Origin of the sequence: Natronomonas sp. EA1 (genome assembly GCF_051195035.1) — an archaeon.
Lineage (GTDB): Archaea > Halobacteriota > Halobacteria > Halobacteriales > Haloarculaceae > JBNTJV01.
On the sequence record NZ_JBNTJV010000005.1, the window covers coordinates 1 to 22,985 of the forward strand.

At 65.1% G+C, this 22,985-nt stretch carries 16 protein-coding genes and 1 pseudogene; 7 read left to right on the forward strand and 10 right to left on the reverse strand.

Translation table 11 applies throughout. The annotated features are described in order from the left end of the window. The coding region (locus ACQUQR_RS14855; protein WP_435197301.1) for an aldehyde ferredoxin oxidoreductase C-terminal domain-containing protein at nucleotides 1-735 on the forward strand (735 nt) is incomplete at its 5' end. Nucleotides 736-912: 177 nt separating this feature from the next. Here the strand turns inward: ACQUQR_RS14855 and ACQUQR_RS14860 are convergent. The 4 genes from ACQUQR_RS14860 to ACQUQR_RS14875 form a co-directional block, all read right to left on the reverse strand. Next, a complete protein-coding gene (locus tag ACQUQR_RS14860; RefSeq protein ID WP_435197464.1) occupies nucleotides 913-1,815 on the reverse strand; it encodes an ABC transporter permease in 903 nt (300 codons plus the stop codon). Between the two features lie 92 nt (nucleotides 1,816-1,907). Next, a complete protein-coding gene (locus ACQUQR_RS14865) occupies nucleotides 1,908-3,479 on the reverse strand; it encodes a sugar ABC transporter ATP-binding protein (protein WP_435197302.1) in 1,572 nt (523 codons plus the stop codon). A 15-nt stretch (nucleotides 3,480-3,494) separates the two neighbouring features. Then, nucleotides 3,495-4,850: a sugar ABC transporter substrate-binding protein gene (locus ACQUQR_RS14870; protein WP_435197304.1), complete on the reverse strand. Its 1,356-nt coding sequence runs from the start codon at nucleotides 4,848-4,850 to the stop codon at nucleotides 3,495-3,497. A gap of 133 nt (nucleotides 4,851-4,983) precedes the next feature. Next, nucleotides 4,984-5,760 carry an SDR family NAD(P)-dependent oxidoreductase gene (locus ACQUQR_RS14875; protein ID WP_435197305.1) on the reverse strand — a complete coding sequence of 259 codons (777 nt, stop codon included), beginning with the start codon at nucleotides 5,758-5,760 and terminating at the stop codon, nucleotides 4,984-4,986. A 108-nt stretch (nucleotides 5,761-5,868) separates the two neighbouring features. Between ACQUQR_RS14875 and ACQUQR_RS14880 the strand changes: the two genes are divergently transcribed. The 4 genes from ACQUQR_RS14880 (at nucleotide 5,869) to ACQUQR_RS14895 (ending at nucleotide 10,434) form a co-directional block, all read left to right on the forward strand. Next, on the forward strand, nucleotides 5,869-6,723 hold the full coding sequence (locus ACQUQR_RS14880; RefSeq protein WP_435197306.1) for a 3-keto-5-aminohexanoate cleavage protein: 855 nt from the start codon (nucleotides 5,869-5,871) through the stop codon (nucleotides 6,721-6,723). Between the two features lie 198 nt (nucleotides 6,724-6,921). After that, entirely contained in the window at nucleotides 6,922-7,689 is a 768-nt protein-coding gene (locus tag ACQUQR_RS14885; protein WP_435197307.1) for an IclR family transcriptional regulator, read from the forward strand. Between the two features lie 38 nt (nucleotides 7,690-7,727). Beyond that, nucleotides 7,728-8,363 carry a rod-determining factor RdfA gene (rdfA, locus tag ACQUQR_RS14890; protein WP_435197308.1) on the forward strand — a complete coding sequence of 212 codons (636 nt, stop codon included), beginning with the start codon at nucleotides 7,728-7,730 and terminating at the stop codon, nucleotides 8,361-8,363. 106 nt (nucleotides 8,364-8,469) lie between these two features. Continuing rightward, a complete protein-coding gene (locus ACQUQR_RS14895; RefSeq protein WP_435197309.1) occupies nucleotides 8,470-10,434 on the forward strand; it encodes an archaea-specific SMC-related protein in 1,965 nt (654 codons plus the stop codon). Nucleotides 10,435-11,067: 633 nt separating this feature from the next. Here ACQUQR_RS14895 and ACQUQR_RS14900 read toward each other — a convergent pair. Then, nucleotides 11,068-13,704, reverse strand: coding sequence for a right-handed parallel beta-helix repeat-containing protein (locus ACQUQR_RS14900; protein WP_435197310.1), 2,637 nt, complete (start codon nucleotides 13,702-13,704; stop codon nucleotides 11,068-11,070). A gap of 272 nt (nucleotides 13,705-13,976) precedes the next feature. On the opposite strand from ACQUQR_RS14900, the gene ACQUQR_RS14905 reads away from it, so the two are divergent. Then, the gene (locus ACQUQR_RS14905; protein ID WP_435197311.1) at nucleotides 13,977-14,117 is read left to right on the forward strand and encodes a DUF7503 family protein; all 141 of its coding nucleotides are present in this window, start codon (nucleotides 13,977-13,979) and stop codon (nucleotides 14,115-14,117) included. Nucleotides 14,118-14,189: 72 nt separating this feature from the next. On the opposite strand, the gene ACQUQR_RS14910 is transcribed toward ACQUQR_RS14905, so the two are convergent. The 5 genes from ACQUQR_RS14910 to ACQUQR_RS14930 all read right to left on the reverse strand — a co-directional run bounded on the left by ACQUQR_RS14910 (nucleotide 14,190) and on the right by ACQUQR_RS14930 (nucleotide 21,988). Beyond that, nucleotides 14,190-16,409, reverse strand: coding sequence for a hypothetical protein (locus ACQUQR_RS14910; RefSeq protein WP_435197312.1), 2,220 nt, complete (start codon nucleotides 16,407-16,409; stop codon nucleotides 14,190-14,192). A gap of 3 nt (nucleotides 16,410-16,412) precedes the next feature. After that, nucleotides 16,413-17,093 carry a DUF7504 family protein gene (locus ACQUQR_RS14915; protein ID WP_435197313.1) on the reverse strand — a complete coding sequence of 227 codons (681 nt, stop codon included), beginning with the start codon at nucleotides 17,091-17,093 and terminating at the stop codon, nucleotides 16,413-16,415. Between the two features lie 488 nt (nucleotides 17,094-17,581). Further along, the gene (locus ACQUQR_RS14920; protein WP_435197314.1) at nucleotides 17,582-18,640 is read right to left on the reverse strand and encodes a zinc-dependent alcohol dehydrogenase family protein; all 1,059 of its coding nucleotides are present in this window, start codon (nucleotides 18,638-18,640) and stop codon (nucleotides 17,582-17,584) included. Nucleotides 18,641-18,662: 22 nt separating this feature from the next. Beyond that, nucleotides 18,663-20,528, reverse strand: coding sequence for a PAS domain-containing protein (locus ACQUQR_RS14925; RefSeq protein ID WP_435197315.1), 1,866 nt, complete (start codon nucleotides 20,526-20,528; stop codon nucleotides 18,663-18,665). Next, nucleotides 20,528-21,988: an ATPase domain-containing protein gene (locus ACQUQR_RS14930; RefSeq protein WP_435197316.1), complete on the reverse strand. Its 1,461-nt coding sequence runs from the start codon at nucleotides 21,986-21,988 to the stop codon at nucleotides 20,528-20,530. Before ACQUQR_RS14930 ends, ACQUQR_RS14925 begins: the two co-directional genes overlap by 1 nt. Before the next feature lie 457 nt (nucleotides 21,989-22,445). Here ACQUQR_RS14930 and ACQUQR_RS14935 point away from each other — a divergent pair. Further along, nucleotides 22,446-22,559: pseudogene (locus ACQUQR_RS14935) on the forward strand (type II toxin-antitoxin system death-on-curing family toxin); the annotation flags it as partial. Between the last annotated feature and the right edge of the window lie 426 nt (nucleotides 22,560-22,985).

Genomic DNA, 22,985 nt, shown 5'->3' on the forward strand with positions numbered 1-22,985 from the left:
GTCGACGACATCGTCGACGTGATGAAGTCCAACGAGCTGTGTGACCGCTACGGCCTCGACGCCATCTCCTGTGGGAACGTGGTCGCCGCGTATCTGGCGAGCGAGGACGAGTTCGGCAACGTCGAACTCGTCCACGAACTGGTCGAGCAGATCGCGTTCCGTGAGGGGGACGGTGATCTCCTTGCGGAGGGCATCGACCGCTTCCACGAGGAGCTGGGCGTCGAGAACTGGACGGTGAAGGGGCTCGACTTCGCGGCCCACGACGGCCGCACCCTGAACGGCCAGGGGCTCTCCTACGCGGTCGCCAACCGCGGCGCCGACCACATGTACACGACGATGTACGCGTGGGAGTACCCGCTCGTCGCGAACGACGAGGCGTTCGACCCGACGGGCCTCGACGGGAAGCCCGCCCACGTCATCGAACAGGAGAACGCCCGCGCGCTGGAGGACTGCGGGGTCGTCTGCCGGTTCTCACGCGGGTTCATGACGCCCGAGCGGTTCGAGAAGCTGTTCGACGCGGAGTACGACGACCTCGTTTCAGTGGGGTCGCGCGTCGTCGAACTCGAACGACACTTCAACAATCAGCGCGGGTTCGACCGCGGTGACGACCGGCTCCCGTACGAGCTTCCCGACTTCGAGACGGCACTCGACGAGTACTACGAACTGCGGGGCTGGAACGACGACGGAACCGTCCCGGACGACGCGCTCGAGAACGATCCGGTCTCGGCCGACTGACCGCGTCGTACTGTTTCTCTCTTTCACGCTCACACCGGACGTCGAGAGCTACGTCTCGCGATGGGCTGCCGCGCTGCTACTCTTCGGAACGAGTGTCGAAAATCGAACGGTCGCGGATGCAGCGTCGCAAAAGAAGGGTGTCGTGGGACAGAGCGTGGGGGGTGTGTTCCTCGCTCGTTATTTCACCACGTCGATCTTGTCACGGTCGATGGACAGTGCGACTGCGGCGACGACCACCAGTCCGAGGATGATCTCCTGGACGAACGAGTCGATGCCGAGCAGGTTCATCCCGTTGTTCAACACGGCGATGACGAGCACGCCGAGGATGGTCCGGTGGGGACCACCGACACCGCCCGTCAGGGCCGTCCCGCCCATGACGATTGCGGCGATGCTGGGGAGCAGCAGCCCGCTCCCGATGTTCGGCGAGGCCGACGAGATACGCAGCGTCAGCAGGACGCCGGCGATCCCACAGAGCAGCCCAGACAGCACGAACGGGTAGATCTTGTAGCGGTCGACCTTCGCACCCGCGAGCTCGACGACGCGCTCGTTCTCACCGAGCGCGAAGCAGTAGCGGCCGAACTTCGTCCGGAACGCGAGAACGATCGTCGCCACGTAGATGAGCAGGCCCCACAGCACGAGGTTCGGAATCCCGAAGACGTTCCCGGTCGAGATGGTGCGCAGTGCGGGGTCACGGAAGGTGATCGTCGATCCGCCGGTGATGATCTTCCCGACACCGGCCATCACCGAGAGCGTCCCGAGGGTGACCAGGAACGAGGGCACTTTGAGCTTCGTGAAGACGAGCCCGTTGAACAGGCCAGCGAGCATCCCCACACCGATGGCGAGCGGAATCGCGAACAGTCCGAGACCGAACTCCGAGATCAGGACGACGGTCACGACCCCCGTCAGCAGGACGACCGACTCGACCGAGAGGTCGATGCTCTGCTGGAGGATGGGGAAGGTCCCCGCGAGCGCCACCAAGAGCAGCGTAACCGCGTTCTTCGCGACGTTGTCGAGCAGGTTTCTCTCGGTGAAAAACTCGTTCGACGTGAATGTGAAGATCGCGATCAGCCCGAACAGCATGACGAACGGGCCGAGGTCCTGGATCCAGTCATGCAGGGTGCGCTGCTCTCGTTGTTCGGTAATCCACTTGCTGACGCTACGTGTACTCATTATCAGATCATCTCCTGTATCAGGTCTTCTTCAGTCGGCTTGTTCCCCGGCGACGCGTCGAACGGTTCGCCGACGAACTCACCTTTCGCCATCACGGCGATGCGGTTGGACATGCCGATTACCTCGGGCAGCTCGTCGCCGATGAAGACGATCGAGACGCCCTTTGCGGTCAACTCACGGCAGAGACGGTACACCTCCTCCTTGGCACCGACGTCGATCCCCCGGGTGACGTTGTCCATCACGAGCACGGGAGTCTCCTGTGCCAGCCAGCGGGCAATGACGACCTTCTGCTGATTGCCACCGCTCAGGCCGTGGACCAGGGCGTTCGGGCCCGGGGTCTTGATCGCGAGCTCCTCGATGGCGTCGAGCGTCGCTTCCTCCTCGGCCTCCAGATCCAGAAGTGGCATGCTGCCGTGCATATCACGGACCATCGCCAGCGAGGTGTTGACCCGGACCGACTGATAGAGAAGCAGCCCCTCGGACTTCCGGTCTTTCGGGATGTAGCCGACACCCGCGTCGACCATATCCGAGACGGTCGGGTTCTCGAGGGTGGTGTCGTTGACGGAAATGGACCCCCGTGTCATCGCGAGGTCGCCGGCGAGCAGACGGCCGAGCCGCTGTTTCCCCGAGCCTTCGACGCCGACGATGCCGAAGATCTCACCCTCGCGGACGGAGAAGGAGACCGGGCCGACGGCGTCCTCGTGGACCACCTCGTCGACGGCCATCGTCGGCTCACCGAGGTCGGCCTCGCGCTGTTGGTCGGGGACGCGGTAGTACTCGTCCGCGGTCTCGCGGCCGACCATCGCCTGCTGGAGCGTCTCCGCGGTGGCCTCGGCTGCGGTCGTGGCGTCCACGCGCTCGCCGTCTTTGAGGACGTAGATGCGGTCGGAGATCTCGAGCACCTCGTCGAGTTCGTGCGAGACGAAGACGAACGTCGCTCGCTCCCGCAGGTCGTTGACGAGGTCGAAGAGGATCTCCCGGCCGCTCTCCTCGAGCCCTGCGGTCGGCTCGTCGAGCAAGATGACGGGGTTCTCCGACTTCTGGGAGACGTGGAACGCCTTCGCGATCTCGAGCATCTGGCGCTCGTTGAACGTGTAGTTGCGCACGCGCTCGTCAACGTCGATGGTAATGCCCAGTTCGTCGACGAACGCCTGGGCCTCCTCGCGCATCCGCTCCTTCTCTAAGACGCCGAACCGCTCGAGCTCGCGCCCGAGATACAGGTTCTCGTACCCGCGCATCGTCGTGATGACGTCCTGCTCCTGGTGGACGAGCGAGACGCCGTAGTTCGCCGCCTCGCGCGGATTGGTGAACGTGACGGGCTCGCCGTCGACGTAGAGCTGGCCCTCGTCGGCCTGCAACACGCCGGTCAGGATGTTCAACAGCGTACTCTTGCCCGCGCCGTTCTCGCCGACTAGGCCGATGACCTCACCGTGGTCGACCGCCAGCGAGACGTCCTTGAGCGCCTGGACGTGGCGGAAGGACTTCGAGATGCCCTCGACGCGGAAACTGTAGTCGGACCCACCGCCCGGAGCTCCGGCCGCATCCACCGTGTTCGTGTGACTCTCTGATGCCATGAGGGACACTGAGAGTTATTTGAGGGGGTTCGACTTGAACTGATCCCTGTACAGCTGGGTCGTCTCCTCCTGAGCAGCGCTGTCGGTGTAGACCCCTGGCAGGCTGTAGCCGTTCGGCTTGTCCTTCTCCTTCCAGTCGAGGACCTCCTTCATGTCGGCGAGGTTCATCGGCTGCATGTCGATCTGGGGGTCCCAGGCGTCCTCGCCGGCCTCGACGACGGACATCTTCTTCCAGTCGTACGGCGTCTCACCGGAGAAGATGGCCTCGTTGTAGTCGGCCGCGTCGACGACCGGCAGCCGGTCGATGGTGTCCGTCCAGTCACCCGGGTTCTTCACACAGACGGGCGCGTTGAACGACATCATCCGTTCTGCGGGGCTGAGCGTGTGCCCGTTGATGTAGTCGTGGCATTTCGCGACCGACCAGCCGGCCTGCCACGGCCCCATCCCGGAGACGGTGCCGGTCATGCGCCCCTCGGCGATAGCCGCGAGTCCGGGTTCGCTGGCGTCGATGCCGACGACCGGCACGTCGATGCCGTTCTCCTCGAGGATGGTGAGTCCCCCCAGCGCGACGGCGTCGTTCTGGCCGAAGAAGCCGTCGATGTCGTCGCCAAACTTCGAGACCTTGTCGTTCATCACCTTGCGGGCGTCCGAACGGATCCAGTTGCCTGGCTGCCGTGGCCCCGCCATCTCGATGTCGGGGTACTCCTTCATCGCCAGGTCGACACCTTTGTTCCGGCCGATGTTCGGTGCCGTGCCACGGTTCCCCTCGATGTGGACGAACTTCCCGCTGCCGCCCATCGCCTCGAACAGCATCTTCGCGGCCGAGTACGCGTGGTTGACGAAGTGGGGCGTGAAGAACGTCACGTACTCCTCGCCGGCATCCTGCGGGACGAACCAGTCGGCGATGGTGACCGCGAGCACACCGGGAGTGTTCCCCTGCACCAGCGTCTCGGCCAGCGTGATGGCCGCCGCGTTGGTGTAGGTCTGCCCGACGATGAAGTCGGCGTCGTTGGCGACGGCCGTGTCGAACTGCTGTTTCTGGGTCGTCACCTCACCGTTGTTCGTCTGGACGTTCGTGTCGTAGCCGAACGCCTTCGCGGCCTCGAGGTAGCCCTTCTCCCAGCTGAGCCAGTAGGAGTTCTGCCGGTTCGCGATGGACGCCATCGAGCTCAGACTCCCGCCACCGCCGCTCGACCCGCTGTCGCTGCTCGATTCACCGCCGCCACCGCCACCGCCGCCACTGCTGCCGCCGTTGTTGCTCCCGCTGCCGCCGGTACAGCCGGCGAGCCCGGTCAGGCCCGCGAGTGTCCCCGCAGCCGCGGTATTTCGAACGAATTGTCGTCGTGACTGATTGCTGTTATCCCGTGCCATGGTACCGTTCGTTAGCTACTGTGAAGTAATACCATATAAATGTTTGTGTTATATTGACCAACCCTCAGTTATTTATGAAGAGTCTGTTGGCTGTCGGAACCGTGTCGTGACCATCGCGTCGTTGCTGCCGGCGTCAGTACATCACTTTCCCGGCCGAGACGTTGATGTCCTGGCCGGTGATCTGCCGGGAGTCCGGCGAGCAGAGGTATCGGACCGTGTTCGCGACCTCCGCGCCGTCGACGAGCTCGCCGCGCGCACTCTCGTCTTTGACCGCATTTTCGATCTCCTCGACCGATTCACCCGAGGTTTCGGCCTGTCGTTCGAACACCCGCTGGATGCGTGGCCCGTCGACCGAGCCCGGACAGACCGCGTTCACGTTGATGTCGTGTCGGCCTACCTCCGCCGCGAGGGTTCGGGTGAAGCCGATCACGCCCATCTTCGCCGTCGCGTACGGTGTCCGGTTGACGAGCGGACGTTTCCCGGTCACCGACGCGATGTTCACGATGCGGCCGTAGCCGGCCTCCTTCATGATGGGGAGCACCTCCCGGCACATGTAGAACACCCCTCGGAGGTTGACATCGAGTGTGGTGTCCCACTCCTCGGGGGTGACCTCCTCACAGGGGGCGGTCGGCCCGGCGATACCGGCGTTGTTCACGAGGATATCGATCTCGCCACACGTCGCGTACGCCTGGTCGACGCAGTCGCGGACGCTGTCGAAGTCGGCGAGATCGGTCTCGATCGGATGCGCTTCTTGCCCGATGGATTCGACGAGGTCTGCTGTCTCCGCCATCGACTCCGCATCGATGTCAGCAATGACGATATCGACGCCCGAGGCAGCCAGCTCCTGGCATATCGCCCGGCCGATACCGCGACCACCGCCAGTCACAAGTGCTGTGCTATTGCGGCTCACACTCTAACCCGTTCCTACCATCACTTAAATCTATCTCGATTTCTCAGCGTTCCGGGGCGAGTACCGACACACAAAGAACTATATATGAATATTTGAGAATGTGCTACTATGCCATACGAAGGCTTCGAGGACTACTTCGAGAAGAAGATGATACTGAGTGTCGCGACCACGGGCGGGCTCCACGGGAAGGAGGCGAACCCGAACCTGCCGACACAGCCCGACGAGGTGGCGAAGGATCTCAAAGCGTGTGAGGAGGCCGGCGCGTCGATGGTCCATCTCCACGCGCGCGATGAGAACCACGAGGATACGAAAGATATCGAGCGATTCCAGCTCCTCCTCGACGCCATCGACGACCACTGCGACGACATCATCGTGAACTTCACCACCGGCGGTGGAGGCATCTACTCCCGCGAGGAGCGAATCGCGCCGGTCCTCGAGACCGAGCCCGGCCCGGAGGTGGCCACCATCGACGTCGGCCCGATGAACTTCGGGCAGACCCGGACGGCGATCAACCCCCGCGAGATGAGCGAGGAGTACGCCGAACGGATGCGGGAGGCAGGCGTCAAGCCCGAACTGGAGCTGTTCAATCAGGGGCACATCCCGGAGATGGAGAACCTCATCGAGAAGGGCCTCGTCGACGCGCCCTACTGGGCGACGGTCATCCTCGGGATGCAGACCGGGACGCCGCCGAACCCGCGCAACCTCGTGAACTTCGTGGACAACCTCCCGCCGGAGACCGAGTGGCAGGCGCTCGCGGTGGGGCGGTATCAGCTCCCGCTGACGACGATGGCCATCACGATGGGCGGGCACGTGCGGGTGGGGATGGAGGACAACGTTTACTACCGGAAGGGTGAGCTCGCGGAGAGTAACGCCCAGCTGGTCCGCCGGACGGCCCGCATCGCCGACGAACTCGACCGCCCGCTCGCGACGACGAGCGAGGCCCGCGAGATCCTCGGGCTCTAACCCGCAGTCCAGCGGTCAGCGCACCGTTCTTCTGTCCCATCCGTCGGCCTCGCCGACGATTCTCTCCTCTCGAATATTATATACTGTTTTATCATCACTGTCGGCATAGTGTGAGTTGTTCCCACACTGAACGGGTACGCAATCTTGCCGTCTTTCGTCAGACGCGAATTTTATAAGTCAGCTCCGATAGCACATACCATGGAACGAGAATCCAGCGCTCGCACGCTGAAGACGACGGAGACGACCCTCCGCGTCATCGAGGGGCTCGAAGCGCTCGACGGCGCGCGGGTCTCCGAGCTCGCGGAGGAGCTGGAGATGGCCGTCAGCACGGTCCACGCCCACCTCGCGACCCTCGAAGCTCACGAGTACGTCGCGAAGGAGGGGGACGAGTACCACCTCGGGCTGGAGTTCCTCTCGCTGGGGAACTACGTGGGCTACCGGAAACCCGCCTACGAGACGGCCGAAGCCTACACGAGGAAGCTGGCCAACGAAACCGAGAGCCGAGCCGTGTTCATGGTCGAGGAGCACGGCTGGGGGGTGTACCTGTTCACGTACTCCGGGGAACACGCGGTCTGGACGTACTCGACGGTGGGGAAGAAGGTCCCGCTACACGTGACCGCGGCGGGCAAGGCGATCCTCTCGAAGCTCCCGGAGGCGAACGTCCGGTCGATCGTCGACCGGCACGGGCTCCCGGCCGAGACGGTGAACTCCATCACCGACCTCGACGACCTGCTCTCCCAGCTGGAGACCATCCGCGAGCGCGGCTACTCGTACAACAACCAGGAGCAGCTCGACGGGGTGAAGGCAGTCGGGGCCCCGGTGACGGATGCACAGGACCGCGTCATCGGCGCGTTCAGCGTCGCTGCCCCGGCGAACCGCCTCGACGACCACGAGTTCGAGGAGGTGCTCCCGAGCACCCTGCTGGGGATCGCCAACGAGTTCGAACTCGAGTACACCCTCTCGTAGACGGGACGTTTTTACGCAGGTATCACGCATCGGGACCAATGACAGCGACTGACGACACCGACGGCGGGGGCACGGTCAACAGCAAGGTCGCTCGCGTGATCGACGAGTACGACCTCGAGGGGAAGGGCGCGTGGCTCGAACGCCACTGGCTGGGTGACGGCGTCGAGCAGCTGAGCCTGCGAGATCTCGCCGACGCGTTCAACCGCTCGGTGCTCGAAGCCGCGCTCCGTGACGCGGGTGAAGACCCCCTCGACGCCGAGATCGAGAGCACGTACGAGGTGCTCACCGACGGTGGCGCAAGCCCCGGTGACCGGGTCGACGTTCGCAATCAGCTCGAGTGGAAGGGCGTCGACGTGGAGACGCTGGAAGCCGACTTCGTCTCGCATCAGGCCATCCACACCTACCTCCGGAAGGTCCGCGGGGCGGAACAGCCCGTGGATGACGGCGACCGCCGAGAGAAGGAGCTCCAGACCGTCGAACGGCTGGCGGGTCGCACGCGCGCGGTGACGGAAGACGCCGTCCGCCGCCTCGTCAATCGCGGCGAGTTGACCCTCGAGGAGTTCGAGGTGCTCGTCGACGTTCGCGTCCTCTGTGGGGAGTGTGGGACCCAGTACCAGCTCGCGGAACTCTTCGACCAGGGCGGCTGTGACTGCACAGAATCATTACAAACATAGTTCTGTAACGTTTTACGGGAGGTAACGCATTACGAGAATATGTCTGTAATGACAGCTGGAGGAGTGTGGGAAACAATCAAATACGAGACGGTGAAATCAGTAGGTAATGAGTTCGACAGAGGAGACGGAACCGACAGAGGACACGGAGCAGTCCGCGAAGGTCTCCGTTCGGAACCTCGGCGGCATCGAGTCCACGACCGTCGACCTGCCGCCCGGCGTGACCGTGTTGACCGGCCGTAACGCGACGAACCGCACCTCCTTCCTCCGGGCGACGATGGGAGCACTGGGGAGCGACGCCGTCTCGCTGAAAGCCGATTCGGAGGACGGGGAGGTCACGCTCACCCTCGACGGGTCGACGTACACGCGCACGCTCACCCGCGAGAACGGGACCGTCGTCCGCTCCGGTGACCCGTATCTCGACGAGCCCGGCCCCGCGGAGACGTTCGCGTTCCTCCTCGAATCGAACGAGGCCCGACGCGCGATTCGGCGGGGTGACGACCTCCGTGAGCTCATCATGCGCCCGGTCGACACGGAAGCGATCCAGTCGGAGATCGCCGCGTTCCGCGAGGAACGCAACGAGGTGGAATCCCGCTTAGAACAGCTCGAATCGCTCCGCCGTGAGCTGCCGGAACTCGAAGCCGAGCGGGAGGTGCTGACCGAGGAGCTCGAGACCAAACGTGAGGCGCTGGCGGCGAAACGCGAGGAGATCGAGGCCGCGAACACGGACCTCGAGGAGAGCCGGAACCGGAAGGAGGAGACCGACGAGCAGTTAGACGAGCTGCGCGCCGCCCGCAAGGAGCTCGAACGCGTCCGCTTCCGCATCGATTCCCAGGAGGAGAGCCTGGAGGCGCTCCAGCAGGAGCTGGACGAACTCGAGTCGTCGGGCATCGGTGGCCCGGACGACGAGTCGACCGACCTCTCCGCCGTCGAGTCGGAGATCACCCAGCTCCGGGAGCGCCGCCAGCAGCTCGACGGCACCGTCAACGAGCTCCAGAGCATCATCGGGTTCAACGAGGAGATGCTCGACGGGGACACGAACGCCATCCAGGCGGCGCTCGACGAGGAAGGGGCCGACGGTGCCGTCACCGACCAGCTCGTCGGGTCCTCGGAGGTCGTCTGCTGGACCTGCGGGACGGAGGTGGAGAAGTCCGCGATCGAGTCGACGGTCGACCGGCTCCGGTCGCTGCGCAGTGACCTCCTCGAGGAGCGCAACGAGGTGAAACAGCGACTCACCGACCGGAAGATGGAGCGCGACCGTCTGGAGGAGCAGCGTCGCAACCGTCGAGAGCTGGAGCAACACCGCGAGGAGCTTCGCGAGGAGATCGAGCGCCGCGAGACACAGCTCGTGAGCCTCCGCGAGCAGCGCGAGGACCTCATGGAGACCATCGACTCGCTGGAGTCCACGGTCGAGGAGTCGCCGGACGCCGACTACAGCCGGGTCATCGAACTCCACCGCGAGGCGAACCAGCTCGAAGTCGAGCTCGAACAGTTGGAGGAGGACCGCGAGGAGCTCGACGACCGGATCGACGCCATCGACGCGAAACTGGCGGAGGAAGCCGACCTGGAGAGTCGCCGGGAGGCCCTCTCGGAGCAGCTCGCCGACCTCCGGACCCGCGTCGAGCAGATCGAGAAGGCGGCCGTCGAGCAGTTCAACACCCACATGGAGTCCATCCTCGAACTGCTCGACTACGACAACCTCGAGCGCATCTGGATCGAGCGCCTCCAGCGAGAGATCACGGAGGGGCGCCAGAAGTCCATCCGGACGGTCTTCGAGCTCCACGTGGTGCGCCAGACCGAGGGCGGGACGGCCTACGAGGACACGGTCGACCACCTCTCGGAGAGCGAGCGGGAGGTCACTGGACTGGTGTTCGCGCTCGCGGGCTACCTCGTCCACGACGTCCACGAGACGGTCCCGTTCATGCTGCTCGACTCGCTGGAGGCCATCGACGCCGACCGCATCGCCGCCCTCGTCGAGTATCTCGAATCCTACGCCGACTACCTCGTCGTCGCGTTGCTCCCGGAAGACGCCGCTGCACTCAGCGAGGAGTACACCCGGATCACGGAGATATAGGCGCGAGTCATTCCTCACCTGTTGGGTCCTGCCTTCCACGACCATCCCACGGACTCCCTCGAAAACGGGGATGCGAATTCGCACGGTGGTACGGGAGTATTTTCAAATATACTGATGTTCAATTATTCCGTAAGATATGAGATAGTGACAGTACTATAAAGTATCAAGAATCCGCTCGCCAGACGTGACTAAGGGATTCGAAGGATATCTATACCCGGAAATACGGTGTTTCACGGGTGGTATGTCAAACGATATCGTTACCTAATCCTAACTTATTAGAGTGGTATTATATTTACAACTATTGTATTATATATCAAAATAGTTAGTATTGGTATTCGCCTTCACCGTTGGCGACCCAGTGTTTCAGTTCGGTCCGTATTCCGCCCACGTCGAGACCCGCACGCCCCACTCGTAGGAGCTGCGCCCTCGGCCGGTGAGTAGTTCCGGGTGTTCTCCTCCGGTCCAACCACCAGACTTCGTCCGCCGTCTGTTAGCTAAATCAGTTAAATCAACTAGTTAAACCATCCAGTTGAACCACATTACTACGGCCGGTATGACGCGGGCGCTACGTCTGACTGCGGCAGTCTCGACCCCTCGGCAGCGAGAAGAAACCTGACCACCGTCGACCTTTCGTCAGGCCGGTTTGTTCAGCCACGGCCGGAAGGCAACCCCATCCGAGACGCGGTCACCCTTCCCGAGCGTCTCCGGCGGGCCACGCCGCTTCTCGAACTCGCCGCCGACCTCCTCGGGGCGGTCGCTGCGCTTCTCGGAGGCCTTCCCGTTCTCCCGTGCAGGATGGGGCCGGGTTGGGCCGCTCGGGTGCCCCCAGTAGTTGTGCCGGGCGTCGATGGTCCCGTTGGGGTTTTCGCTCTCGCCACCAGTGAAGTTGGCGACGCCGTAGCCGACGAACTCACTCTCCGGTGGAAGCTCGTTGTCGACGAAGTTCGTTCGGCGGATACGGATACGGTCTCCGAGCAGCTCACCGGCCGAAGCGACCCCGTAGCTGTTGCGTCTGAACTCGCTGTCCGCGATCGACAGCTGGCCGATTCCGTCTGCGTCCCTGGCGAAGCCGAAGAGCCCGACGCCGCCGTCGTTCGCGGTGAGGCCGACGATGTCGACGGTGTCGATGGCGTTCGGTGCGAGAGCTCTGAGCTGACTGGTGTAGAACGCGTCCGACCGCGTGCCAACCTCGGTGAGCGAAACGGAGGAGATCGCGCCGCTCGCCTTCCCGGTGATGGTCACGGCAGAACCACCACCTCGGATGGTGCTCTCGGAGAGGGAGATCGCATCGATCGCACCGGACTCCCGGCCGGTGACGGTGACGCCGGTGGACTCGGTGCTCTCGGCGGTCACGTCGGCGGCCGTGAGTCGGACGTGGGCGTTCTCCCCATCGTTGGTGTCGACGAAGATCGAGGGACCCCGGCCGCGGAGGGTCGCTCCATCGATGGTGATCGGTGCGATGGCGTTCTCGGCGCGCGCTCGGAGGACGAATCCTGCACCCCCCTCCGTCACCTCCGTCGCATCGACGGCGAGGTTCGAGACGTCGACCGGAGCGACCGCGTGCGGGGACTCACCAGCGATGCGGAACCCACCGCCGCGGCCGAAGGCCACGCTCAGGTCGGCGACCGAGACCGGGCCGACCGCGGGAGTGGTGGTCGTCCCGTCCGTTCCGCTCCCCCGGATTTCGAAGCCGGGGCCCTCGTCGACATCGATATCCAGGCCGTCGATGGCGACCGACCCGATGGCGTTCGCCGTATCCCCAGCGATCTTCGTCCCGCCCGTCCCGCGGATATCCACGTTCGAGACGGTGACAGCGTCGACGAGGGGAGCACTCCCCGTCGCGTCGGTCCGTGGAAGCCCGCGGACGGAGAGTCCCGGACCGCGCGTGCCGGTGAGCGTTCCCCCCGTGATATCGACCGAATCGACTGCGCCGGAGGCGTGGCCACCGATGAATACCCCCGCGCCACCGGACGCGTCGACGTTCTCGATGGCGACGCTCCCGACGCCGTTCGTGGCGTTCGTCTGGACGACGAGGCCGGGCCATCTGTCCCCGCGCGCCTCGTCACCGACGAACCGGACACCGTCCGTGCCGGGGCGGTCGGGTTCGGCGTCGCCCTCCTCGCCCGCCGTGACGCGCACGGCGTAGTCGCCACTCGCGTAGGCGTTCTCGGACGAGACGACATCGGCGATGGCGGCCGGTGCCTGCCCGCTCACCTCGAGGGCGGCGTGGTCGGCGTCGATGTCGTTCGCGGAGACGGAGACGCCGGAGAGCCCCTCTTCGGCACCGGAGTCGAGCACGACACCGGTGGCCGCCTCCCGGATGCGGTTCTCGCCGATCTCGATGTTCCGCATCCGCGTGGTCCCACCGCGAACGGAGTTCACCGCCGTGTTGATGGCGATGGTGTTCGGCATCCCCGCGAACTCGTTTCGCAGGACCGAGACATCCTCGAGCGCGGCAACCGAATCGACGGACGCGTCGTTCTTGTTGATGGCGAGCAGGTAGACTGACGCCCGGTCGCTGTCCCCGACGAACCGGTTGTCCTCGACGGTGATGCCCTGCTGGACCCCGGAGTTCCCCTCGCGGGTGTTCGCGTGGAGGTAGACCCCGAAGTGTGGGTACTCGTCGGGTATCGGCGAGGGGTTGTGGAACTCGTTGGCCCGGACCGTCGCGTTCGAGACGTGGTCGAACCGGACGCCGGCGAGCGGCGTGTTCTCGAAGCGACAGCGCTCGACCGTCCAGTCCGTGTACGAGCGGTCGCCCCACGTGGAGACGCTGATGCCCGCAGCGCCCACGTCGCCGATGGTGCAATCGCGGACGGTAATCCCGTTGTTCGACGAGCCGGGCGAGACGCCGTGACCCCACTGGCCCTGTTCCGGCCGCGTCCCGAAGTTCCGGATCTCGAACCCCTCGATAGTCACGTCGTCCGGGGTTGCGCCCTGCTGATAGAGCAGGAAGCCGCTTCGCTGCCCCTCGCCGTTCCCGTCGATGAGGGGGGCGTCCGGGCCGGCACCCGGCGTGTCGTCGCCGGGGTCGCCGACGATGGTCATCGGCTTGCCGACGTTCACCTGGCCCGTGTACGGGCCGGACCCCGGTTTCACCCGGACGGTACCGCCGGCGGCGACGGCGTCGACCCCCGCCTGAATCGTCGGCTCGTCGTCGGGCACGACGACCGCCGTCGGTGCCGCACTCGCCGAGTTGGTCGCGCTCAGTGCTACCGCCCCAACGCCGACAGCTTGCAGGTACTGTCGCCGCCTCACATCACGTGTCATGGTCTCACGATTTCGCGACGTGTGAATAAATGTACTGTATAGTACATTCATTCCCGGGGGAATATAATCCATCGTGAGATCGGTGTCGAACGGCCCGCTTCTCGCGCGCGGTCGCCGACCCGATTTCTGGGGGGCCGGCCCGCCAGTGAAGACCACGCAAACGGGTGTGAAATCGGTCGAATCCCGCCGCCCTCTAATTATTTTAACCCCCTTTTTTCTTAATATAAATATCAGTAAAATTAATATACCCATCGCCCGATAGGATATTTGTAATGTCCGAAGACACGACCCGAACCGCGGAATACCTCGCACAGCACCCCAAGATGGCCGGCGTCCTGTTCACGGTCCTGCTCCTGCTCTCGCAGGCGGGCTCCGTCGCTGCCGGTATCGCCTCTTCGAACCCCGGTCCCTGATCGACGCTGAGACACTTTCTAACGCAGTAGTCACGGAGACCGGTAGTTCACTCAGAAGAGAAACAGCAGAGATTATTCGAACAGCGTAGATACGTCGAAATCATCACTCCACTGTAACGATATCGTCGTTTTCTGTAGTTCTTCCTCTAACTGCACTGGGAACGAGGCTAGCGAAAGGAACTTTTTGAGCTCTCGTACAGTCACCTCGAACGGACCGATTTTCCCTCCCGCAAGGTATCGGGTATCGCTGTCACTGATGAACGGGTTCGTAATCGTCCCAAGATGATGTGACCGCGTGAGGAACGCGACCTGCGTCACATCAACGGTCTCATGGGACGTAGGCTCCAGGAGAAGATACGACGGCGTCCCGCTGTCCGGATTCGCGATCTCCGTCGTCCCGTCACCCACCACCAGGTAGTGGCGGCCCACGAGCGAGTCCTCGCGGACGAGCTTCAGCGCCGTGTCCAGCGTCCACCCCGCGTTCAACAGCCGCGCGATGTTGTGGCCCACCTCCGTCGCGAGGGAGTTGTGGACGTTCTCGAGGGTGACGATCCCTCCGATGGCCCCGGACTCGACCAGCTCCGCGCCCTGCCGGAACGACCGGCAGCCGTTGAGGATGAACGCGCTCACCCCGACCGAGCTGATGGAGTCCGTGCTCAGATAGCCGTCCGCACACTGGAGCCCGCGGGAGTCCACGTGCCCGATGTAGTGGACCAGGTCCACGTCGGATTCGAACACCTCCCGGAGGAGGGCCACGCTCGTCTCCTGCTCGATGGTCACGTCGAAATCGAACAGGTCGCGCGTCCCGTAGTACTCGCCGACCCCGATCTCCTCGGTCATCTCGGGGTCGTTACACACCACGGTCACGCTGATCTGGTTCCCCCGCGACTGCCGGAGATGCAGCTGCCGTTCGTACGAGCGTTTGGAGGCTTTGTTCCCACCGACGGGGAACCCGCTGCCGACGTACGTCTGCGTCGTCGTCGAGGCCTCCCGAACCCGGAAGACCCCCTCCTGGGAGACCGGCATCCGCCCACCCCCCGGCTCCGACGGGCCGGGAACGCGGTAGCCCCCGTCCGGCTCGGTCGCTTCCCGGTCCTCCCGGAAGAAGTCGTCGACGGTCGTCGTGAGCCCCGCTTCCGTCTCCGGGACCGCGGTTTCGGGGTCGTAGCGCATCCCCTCGAGTTCGGGCGGATAACACCGGACCAGCGCCAGCTCCTCGACGAAGTGTGGGAGGATGTCCGCATGCTCGGTCGCCGACGGCATATCCGCCGTGAGTCGCCACTCCGGGCGGAGCGGCGCGACGTCCTCGAAGGGGATCTGGAGATACACCGCGAGCTGTTCGGCGAGCGGGGCGTCGTACAGCGCCTCGAAATCGAGATCGAGCGAGGGGACCGAGGCGGCCTCGAGCCGTTCGTGGAGCGTGATCGGGTAGTAGCCCTCACACCGGGTGAGACAGTCCAGCGTGAAGACGTGCTGGAGCACCTCGGCGACCGTCCGTTCGAACCCGCCCTGGCTCGTCAGATCGAAGGAGAACCCCCTGTCCGTGACGAGCCGGGGGCGCTCACCCGGGCGGAGCTTCGCGCTCGTGTAGTAGACCAGCGGGGCCACCGGGAAGATGTACTCCGGCTCCGGCGGCACGTCGATGCGGACCCCCGTCTCCACGCGCTGGCGCCCTCCGGGGATGTGGACCCGGTCGCCGAACTCGAGGAGCGGTGGGTGCCCCCGAAGCGTCGGCCACGACCGCTCACACGAGGTGGTCTTCAGCGCGGCGCCGAACTCGCTTATCACCTCCATCAGGTCACGCGGGTCCGTCGTCGTGGTGAGCGTCCGCGCCGGGAGTTCGTGGAGCGACCGGGCGCCGAGATACACCACGTCCGTATCGGGGAAGTGGATCTCCGTCGAGTAGTCGTCCGGCGTGACGAGCACGCGGCTGTTGGCCGCGAGATACAGTTTGATCGGGGTGCCCGCGAGCTCGACCGTGTAGAATCGGGCCTCGTCAGCCGACCCCGGCGACTTCTCCGCGATGGACTCGACGAGCCGGCCGTCCGGCTCGCGGATGTTGACGTTCAGGCGGATCGGCACGGTCACCGTCGAGGTGGCGAGCCGGGCGGACGCGTCGATGGGGAAACACCAGGGTGCGGCGTCCGTGACACAGGGCTGTGGTTCGACCGGGCGCTCCGTGAGCAGGCGGAACTGGACGTCCTGAACCGGGTCGCGGACCTGTATCGCCCGCTGCTGGGGGAGTCGCTCGAACGTCGGGCGGGTCGCAGAGCCCGTCGGGAAGCGTGCCATCGCTCAGACCACCGGGTGCCACGAGAGCCCGTCGTCGAGCGTCTCGTCGCCGGTGTGCCAGCGCAGCTCGACGCTCGCCCGTTCTCGCATTCTGAGTTCGATTCGTGCATCGACCACCGGCTCCACCGTTTCCACCGCGGGGGAGTCGTCGGCGACCGGGTAGTGGACGTGGGCCATCCCCCGGTAGCCCCGGACCGTCTCCGCCAGCTCAGAGACGAACTGCCGGGTCTCCCGGGGGCCGTACTCCTCGAGGAGGGGGCGGATCGAGGTGACGCCGACCCGAAGCTCCGACGGCCGTGGCTCGTCGTCGATGAGCGCCGACAGCGCCTCGTGGAGCTCCGCGGAGACGGCCGCCAGCGACCGTGGTTCCGGGTCCTCTGCCGGGGGCCGGGCCACCGTCGCCCGCGTCGCCGTCGTCGTGGAGACGACCGTCGTCGACTCGGACGCGCCCGTCAACTCACCGGGGAGATACGCCGCTGGACACTCCCCCTTCCCCGTCGTGAGCAGCAGCCGCTTGCGCGGGGCCGTCTCCGCATCGGGCCGAGTCGTCCCGAACAGGCGCTTGCTCGCGACTTCACGCGCGAGCGCCGGCTCGTCTCCCGTCACGAGCAGCGCACACCCGTCGCGTTTGAGCGCCGCTAGGAACTGCTCGAACGGTCGTGTGTGTCCACCCCGGTGTGTCATGGCGTCGGTATCGCGTTGTCTCGTCTTCGGGGACGTGCTACTTGTATGTTCACATTGATCGCGTGAAACAATCACCCGGTCGAACTCCGGGGGAGCCACCCCGGACGCCCCGTCGGCGACGAGCACCGCGACGTGGGAGACCCCCCTCGGTCCACCCGGTCGCCAGCCGAACCCCGGGTAGCGACGGTCCGGGTGTCGATATCGGCCGCTCTGTCCCCAGCTTTTTTGCCGTAACAGGTGGGGTATCAGAGGGGCCGACCGGCTGGAGGGCGGATCGTTATCCGGTCGAGGGCACCCTCCTCCGCCGGCGATCCCTCTCCGAGCGAGCAGCACTGCGGTTCCCCCACTCCATCATGCTTAAATTTCAACCGTGCCCTCTTTCCCCGGAATATGGGCACCACGGCAGGGGTCGGCCGGTGTCAGGTTGCTTCGTGGAGCCTGTTGGGGAGCGACGGCCATCACTGCCGTATTCCGTCGGGATTCGACGCTCAGAACGCCGTGACGACCTCGATGCCGTCGGTCCCGTAGTCAGTCATCGCGGCGAGCCTGTCGGAGACCTCCGTCAGCGCGACCCGGTTCGTGACGAGCGCACCGGGGTCGAGACGGCCCGTCTGTACCATCCTGAGCAGTTCGTCGTATCGCGAGGGCGGCATCCCGCGGGAGCCGAGAAACGAGACGTCCCAGCGGGTCATCCGGTCGACCGGCAGGGAGAGCTGGCCCCGCTCCGCGTCCGTCGTCAGGCCGAGCTGGACGTGGGTCCCCCGCGGGCGGAGACAGGCGAGGCTGTTCCGGCAGGTCTCCGCCCGGCCGAGCGCGTCGACCGAGACGTGTGCCCCACCGTCGGTGGCGTCCTCGATGGCCTCGGTGGGGGTATCCCTGTCGGCTCTGACGGTCGCGACCGCCCCGAGGTCGCTCGCCATCGCGAGTGGGGCGTCACGCACGTCGACGGCGACCACGTTCCCACCGAGCGCCGTCGCGATCTGGACGGCCGCGAGTCCGAGCCCGCCACAGCCGTGGACCGCGACCCACTCCCCACCGGAAAGCGAGACGCGATGGGCGAGCGCGTGGAAGGCGGTCACGTACCGACAGCCGAGGGCGGCCGCGGCCTCCATCTCCACGCCCGCCGGGAGCCGTGTGAGGTTGTACTCGGCGTGCGGGACGTGGACCCGTTCGGCGAACGCGCCGGGGACGGACGGCTCGAACCCGAGTGCGTAGCCGTCGGTGCAGACGTTGCCGTGGCCGTTGCGACACTGGTGACAGGTGCCGTCACCGAGGTTGAACGGGACCGCGACCCGGTCGCCGACCCCGAGCGTCTCCACGTCGGCACCGACCTCGACGACCCGGCCCGCGGGCTCGTGGCCGAGCACCTGCCCGATGGGGACCTGGTCGTCCGCCCACTCGCCGTGGCCCTGCCAGGCGTGCCAGTCGCTGCGACAGACGCCACAGGCCGCCACCTCGACGACGACGCCGTGAGCGGTCGCCTCGGGGGGCTCGACCTCCCGGATCTCGAGGGGCTCACCGTACGCTGTGAGAACAGCTGCGCGCATACTCGCCCTCCGGCCCCGGCCGCTAAACCTCCTCGGGTCGGTCCTCGCTCAGCGGGAGCTCCAGCGAGACGGTCGACCCGCCCTGCTCGTTGTTCTCGATCTCCAGCGCGCCGCCGACACTCTCGACGGCCCACTTCACCAGCCAGAGGCTGACGCCCTGGGTATGCTGGAGCTGCGTCTCCGTCCCCTCCGACAGGACGGCCCGTTCCATCTCCGGGAACCCCGGGCCGTCGTCCGACACCCGGAGCGTCACGGTGCCGCGCGTCGGCGAGACGGTCGCCGTGATGGTGACCGCAACCGTCTCCGACTCGGCGTGCTCGATGGAGTTACCGATGATCCGCTCGAGACACAGCCCGATGTTCTCCGGGGCCTCGACGATGATCCCATTCGGGATGGAGCTCGTGATGGTGGCGTTCGGCGCGGTCGGCCGGAGATGGGCGACGGTCTCGTCGACGGCCGTCGCGAGGTCCACCGTCCTCGCGCTGGTGCGCCCGAGCTCCGCCGGGGTACTGAACCGTCTGGCGCTGTCGCCGATGGACAGCAGCTCGTTCGCGGCGTCGATGACGTTCTCGCTCAGGTGGGCGATCGTCTCGTCGTCGAGCCGGCCGACGTCGTCGCTGATGAGCTGCGCGTTGCCGATGACCACGTTCAGTTTGTTCCGGAGGTTGTGTCGGAGGATGCGGTCGAGGACCGTCAGCTGATTGTTCCGACGGCGGATATCGGAGATGTCGCGACCGACCGCGATGATACGGCGTTCGGGCGGGTCGCCGCTCAGCTGTTCGAGCTGGAAGTAGAACTGGAAGACGGTCGACTGTCCATCGTTCCCGAATCTGAGCTCCAGTTTCTGCTGGTCGCCCACCGTCTCCAGCGCGTCGATGGCGGCCTCGATGGCCGGACCGCCGGCGGGGAGCACCTCGGCGAGGGGGTGGCTGACGACCGGTGCCGCCTCGGGGGGGACGAGCGCCTCCGCGGCCTCGTTGGCGTCGATGATGCGGCCGTCCGAATCCAGCGCGAAGACGGGGTCACGAAGTGAGTCGAGCACCTGCGTGTTCTGTTCGAGCAGCGTCTCGCGGTACTTCTGGGTCGTGACGTCCTGCTGGAAGCCGAGGAAGTGGGTCACCTCGCCGTCGTCGTCGACGACGGGCATGATGTCGAGCTGGTTCCAGAACGGCTCGCCCGACTTGCGGTAGTTGCGGATGGTGACGGAGACCGGCTCGTGGGCGTGGAGTGCCTCGCGGATCTCGTCGACCGTCTCCTGGTCGGTGTCCTCTCCCTGCAGGAACCGGCAGTTCCGCCCGAGCACCGCCTCCTCGTCGTAGCCGGTGATGTCGACGAACCCCTGGTTCGCGAAGACGAGCGGGAGCTCCGGGTCCGTCGCGTCGGCGATGGTGATACCGATGCTCGCCCCGTCCATCGCGCGTTCGTACAGCTCCAGCTGGGCCTGGCGTTCCCGGGCGATGAGCGAGTAGCGACGCGACTCTAAGAGCCCCTCGACGCGGGCCCGGATCTTCTCGTTGCTCGAGGGGGTCGTGAGGATGGCGTCGAGGTGGCTGCCGAACAGCGACGCGTGGCGTTTCCACGGGTCGGGGTCGGGCTCGGTGATGAGCATGACCGGTGCGGTCGCGGGGCGTTCCGTCCGTTTCCACTCGACGAGCCGGTCGCTCACCGTGCGAAGCCCCCCCTCGTCGACGAGCATGACGTCGATATCGTCGGGGATCGACTCGGAGACCACCACCGTCTCGAACTCCGCGAGCACCTGCTGGAGGAGCTCGCGATTGCGGGCGTGGGTGAACGCCAGTCCGACGACCGGCGAGGCGGCATCGAGTGCCGCCTCCTGCTGGTGTCGCCACGCCGCTGCGGGGTTCGACGACGGGGGGTCTTCGTCCATTACGGTCGGCGCTCGGTGGTGTCCGGGATTCCCGTCAACACCCCTCGCAAGCCGGTGAGTCGTTCCCCGATGTGGACGCCATCGGAGTCGATACTGAGCTCCCGCATCGACCGCTCGAAGCCGCTGTAGCGCTTCTTGAGCACGCCGGTCGCCTTCTCGATCGACCCCTCGACCTCGATGTACCGGAGGAAGACGATGTTGTCCGCGAGGTAGCTGATCTCCCGGTCGGTCGCCGAGAGGTTGCCGGTGATGCGCGCGACCTCCTCGATGAGGACGGTCGTCACCCCCATCCGCTTGAGATACCGGCACAGCGCGTGGAGCTCGCGGGTGAGTTCCGCCTCGGACCCGTCGCCGCGGAGCCCCTGTCTGTAGCCGGGGATGCCGTCGAGCACGAGGAACTCGACACCCTCCTCCTCGACGAGCTGTCGGACCCGCTTTGCGAACTCGTCCGGGCTCTGGGTGAGCGCCTCGACCTCGTCGAGCAGGAGCGCTCCCGTCTCGACGTGCCCCGTCAGTGAGATGTCCAGGTCGACCGACCGCTGGACGAAATCCGACTTGAGCTCCTCGAAGAGGAAGCCGACCGGGGTGTCACCGCGCTCCGCCGCCGCTTTCAACAGGACCGACGCGAGCGTCGATTTCCCCACGCCCGACGGCCCCGATAGCACGGTGACGGAGCCCCGTTCGAGCCCGCCGCCGAGCAGGGCGTCCAGCCGCGGGTCGTTCGTCGAGAGCTGCTCGCGCGGGACCTCCCGTTCGTGCTCGCTGGGGACGAGCTTCGGATAGACGAGACCGCCGACGCCGTCTTCGATCCGGTAGGTGTGCTTCCCGAACGCGGAGCTCGACCCCCGGAACTTCGTCACTTCGAGCGTCCGGTTGTTCACCGTCCGCTCTAGCTCGACCGTCGCGTCACCGAGGTACTCCAGGTCGGCCGCGCCCGTACCCGTCCGTGGCTGGGTCGTACAGATGGTGGTGATCTCCCGCTCTTTCAGCTCGTTGATGAACGAGGTGATGTTCCGGCGAAACTGGAAGCCGTCGGGGAGGAGGTCGCGAAGCTCCGAGAGGGGGTCGATGACGAGGCGGTTCGGCGCCGTCTCGGAGATGGCCGTCGAGATCCGCTCTAAGATGTCGCCGCCTTCCGCCTCGTCCGGCGACAACACCGTGTACGTCCGTTCGGCGAAGAACTCCCCCTCCCGCGGGGAGAGGTCGAGGATCGTGATGTTCGAGGTGTCGATACCCAGCGACTCGGCGTTGCGCCGGAGATCCTCCTCCCGCTCTTCGAATCCGATATAGAGGCCGTCACCGTCCGCAGCCGCCAGAAACTGGAGCGCAAGCACGGTCTTACCCGTCCCGGGACCGCCGCTGAGAATCGTCGTCTGCCCTCGGATGAGTCCTCCATCGAGAACCTCGTCGAGGCCAGGAGTACCCGACGAGACGCGCCGGTACTCGCTGTCCGAATCCATGCCCGAATTCATAGCGTCTATGAACTTTAAGCTTCCTAACAGATGTGTACATTCCCGATAATATACAATTTTATTAAAATTACCTACAATGCCAGATAACGGGAGTACAATGGGGTTATCGACCGATTCGGCACTTAATACACGCCCCCTCAGTACGGGTATTAATTATATCACATACAATGGATAATAGCCCCTTTAGAGAATCTCAGCCCGTCCGGGATACGTTGAGAGCCCAGTCGTCTCAGACGAGCCAGATCCAGGCCGTCTCGAGGTCGTCCTCCTCGAAGTGTCGTGTGCGCGCGTCGCCCGCGAACAGGCGTTCACCGGGGCCGGGGATGGGCTGGTCGTCGTGAACGCCGACGGTGAGATCACGGACGCCTTCGGCATCGGCGACGGGAGTTTCGGACGGGGTCCAGAGACGGTTCACGAGAAAGCGTTTCACTTGCTGAGGTTGCTCGTGGCGAACCATCCCTTCGTCGACGGGAACAAACGGACAGCACTCAATACGACCGTCGTTTTCTACTTTCTCAACGGTTATCGGTTCGACTACGACAACCAGATCCGAACGATTCTGAAACGGTTCGAAGTAGACGAAGCCGACGTCGATGAACGGGCGGTCATCGACTCTCTCCGAGAGCATACAGAACAGATCGACCTCGAGAACGCCATCAGCCAGTGGCGAGAGGATCTCGTTCAGTTCGGAGTCGACCAGCTGACAGACGAGTTGTCCGACCCGAACGATCAACCACATTCCGGGGCCAACACTGTGTACGGCCGTAGAAGAGGAGACAGACGACACACCGCTCGAGCAGGTGATGGCGGACATTCGGCGAGAACTCGTCCTCCGTGTCGCGAAAGCCGACCGCGACGGACATCGGGACGTGTACGACGCGCTCGAAAACGAGTGACACTGCTGCTGTATTCGTGTGCCAGAGTCGCTGAGCGCGAGGAAGCAACTGAGTCTCTCCGGGTGAGTTTCGGCTACCGGTGGTTTGCC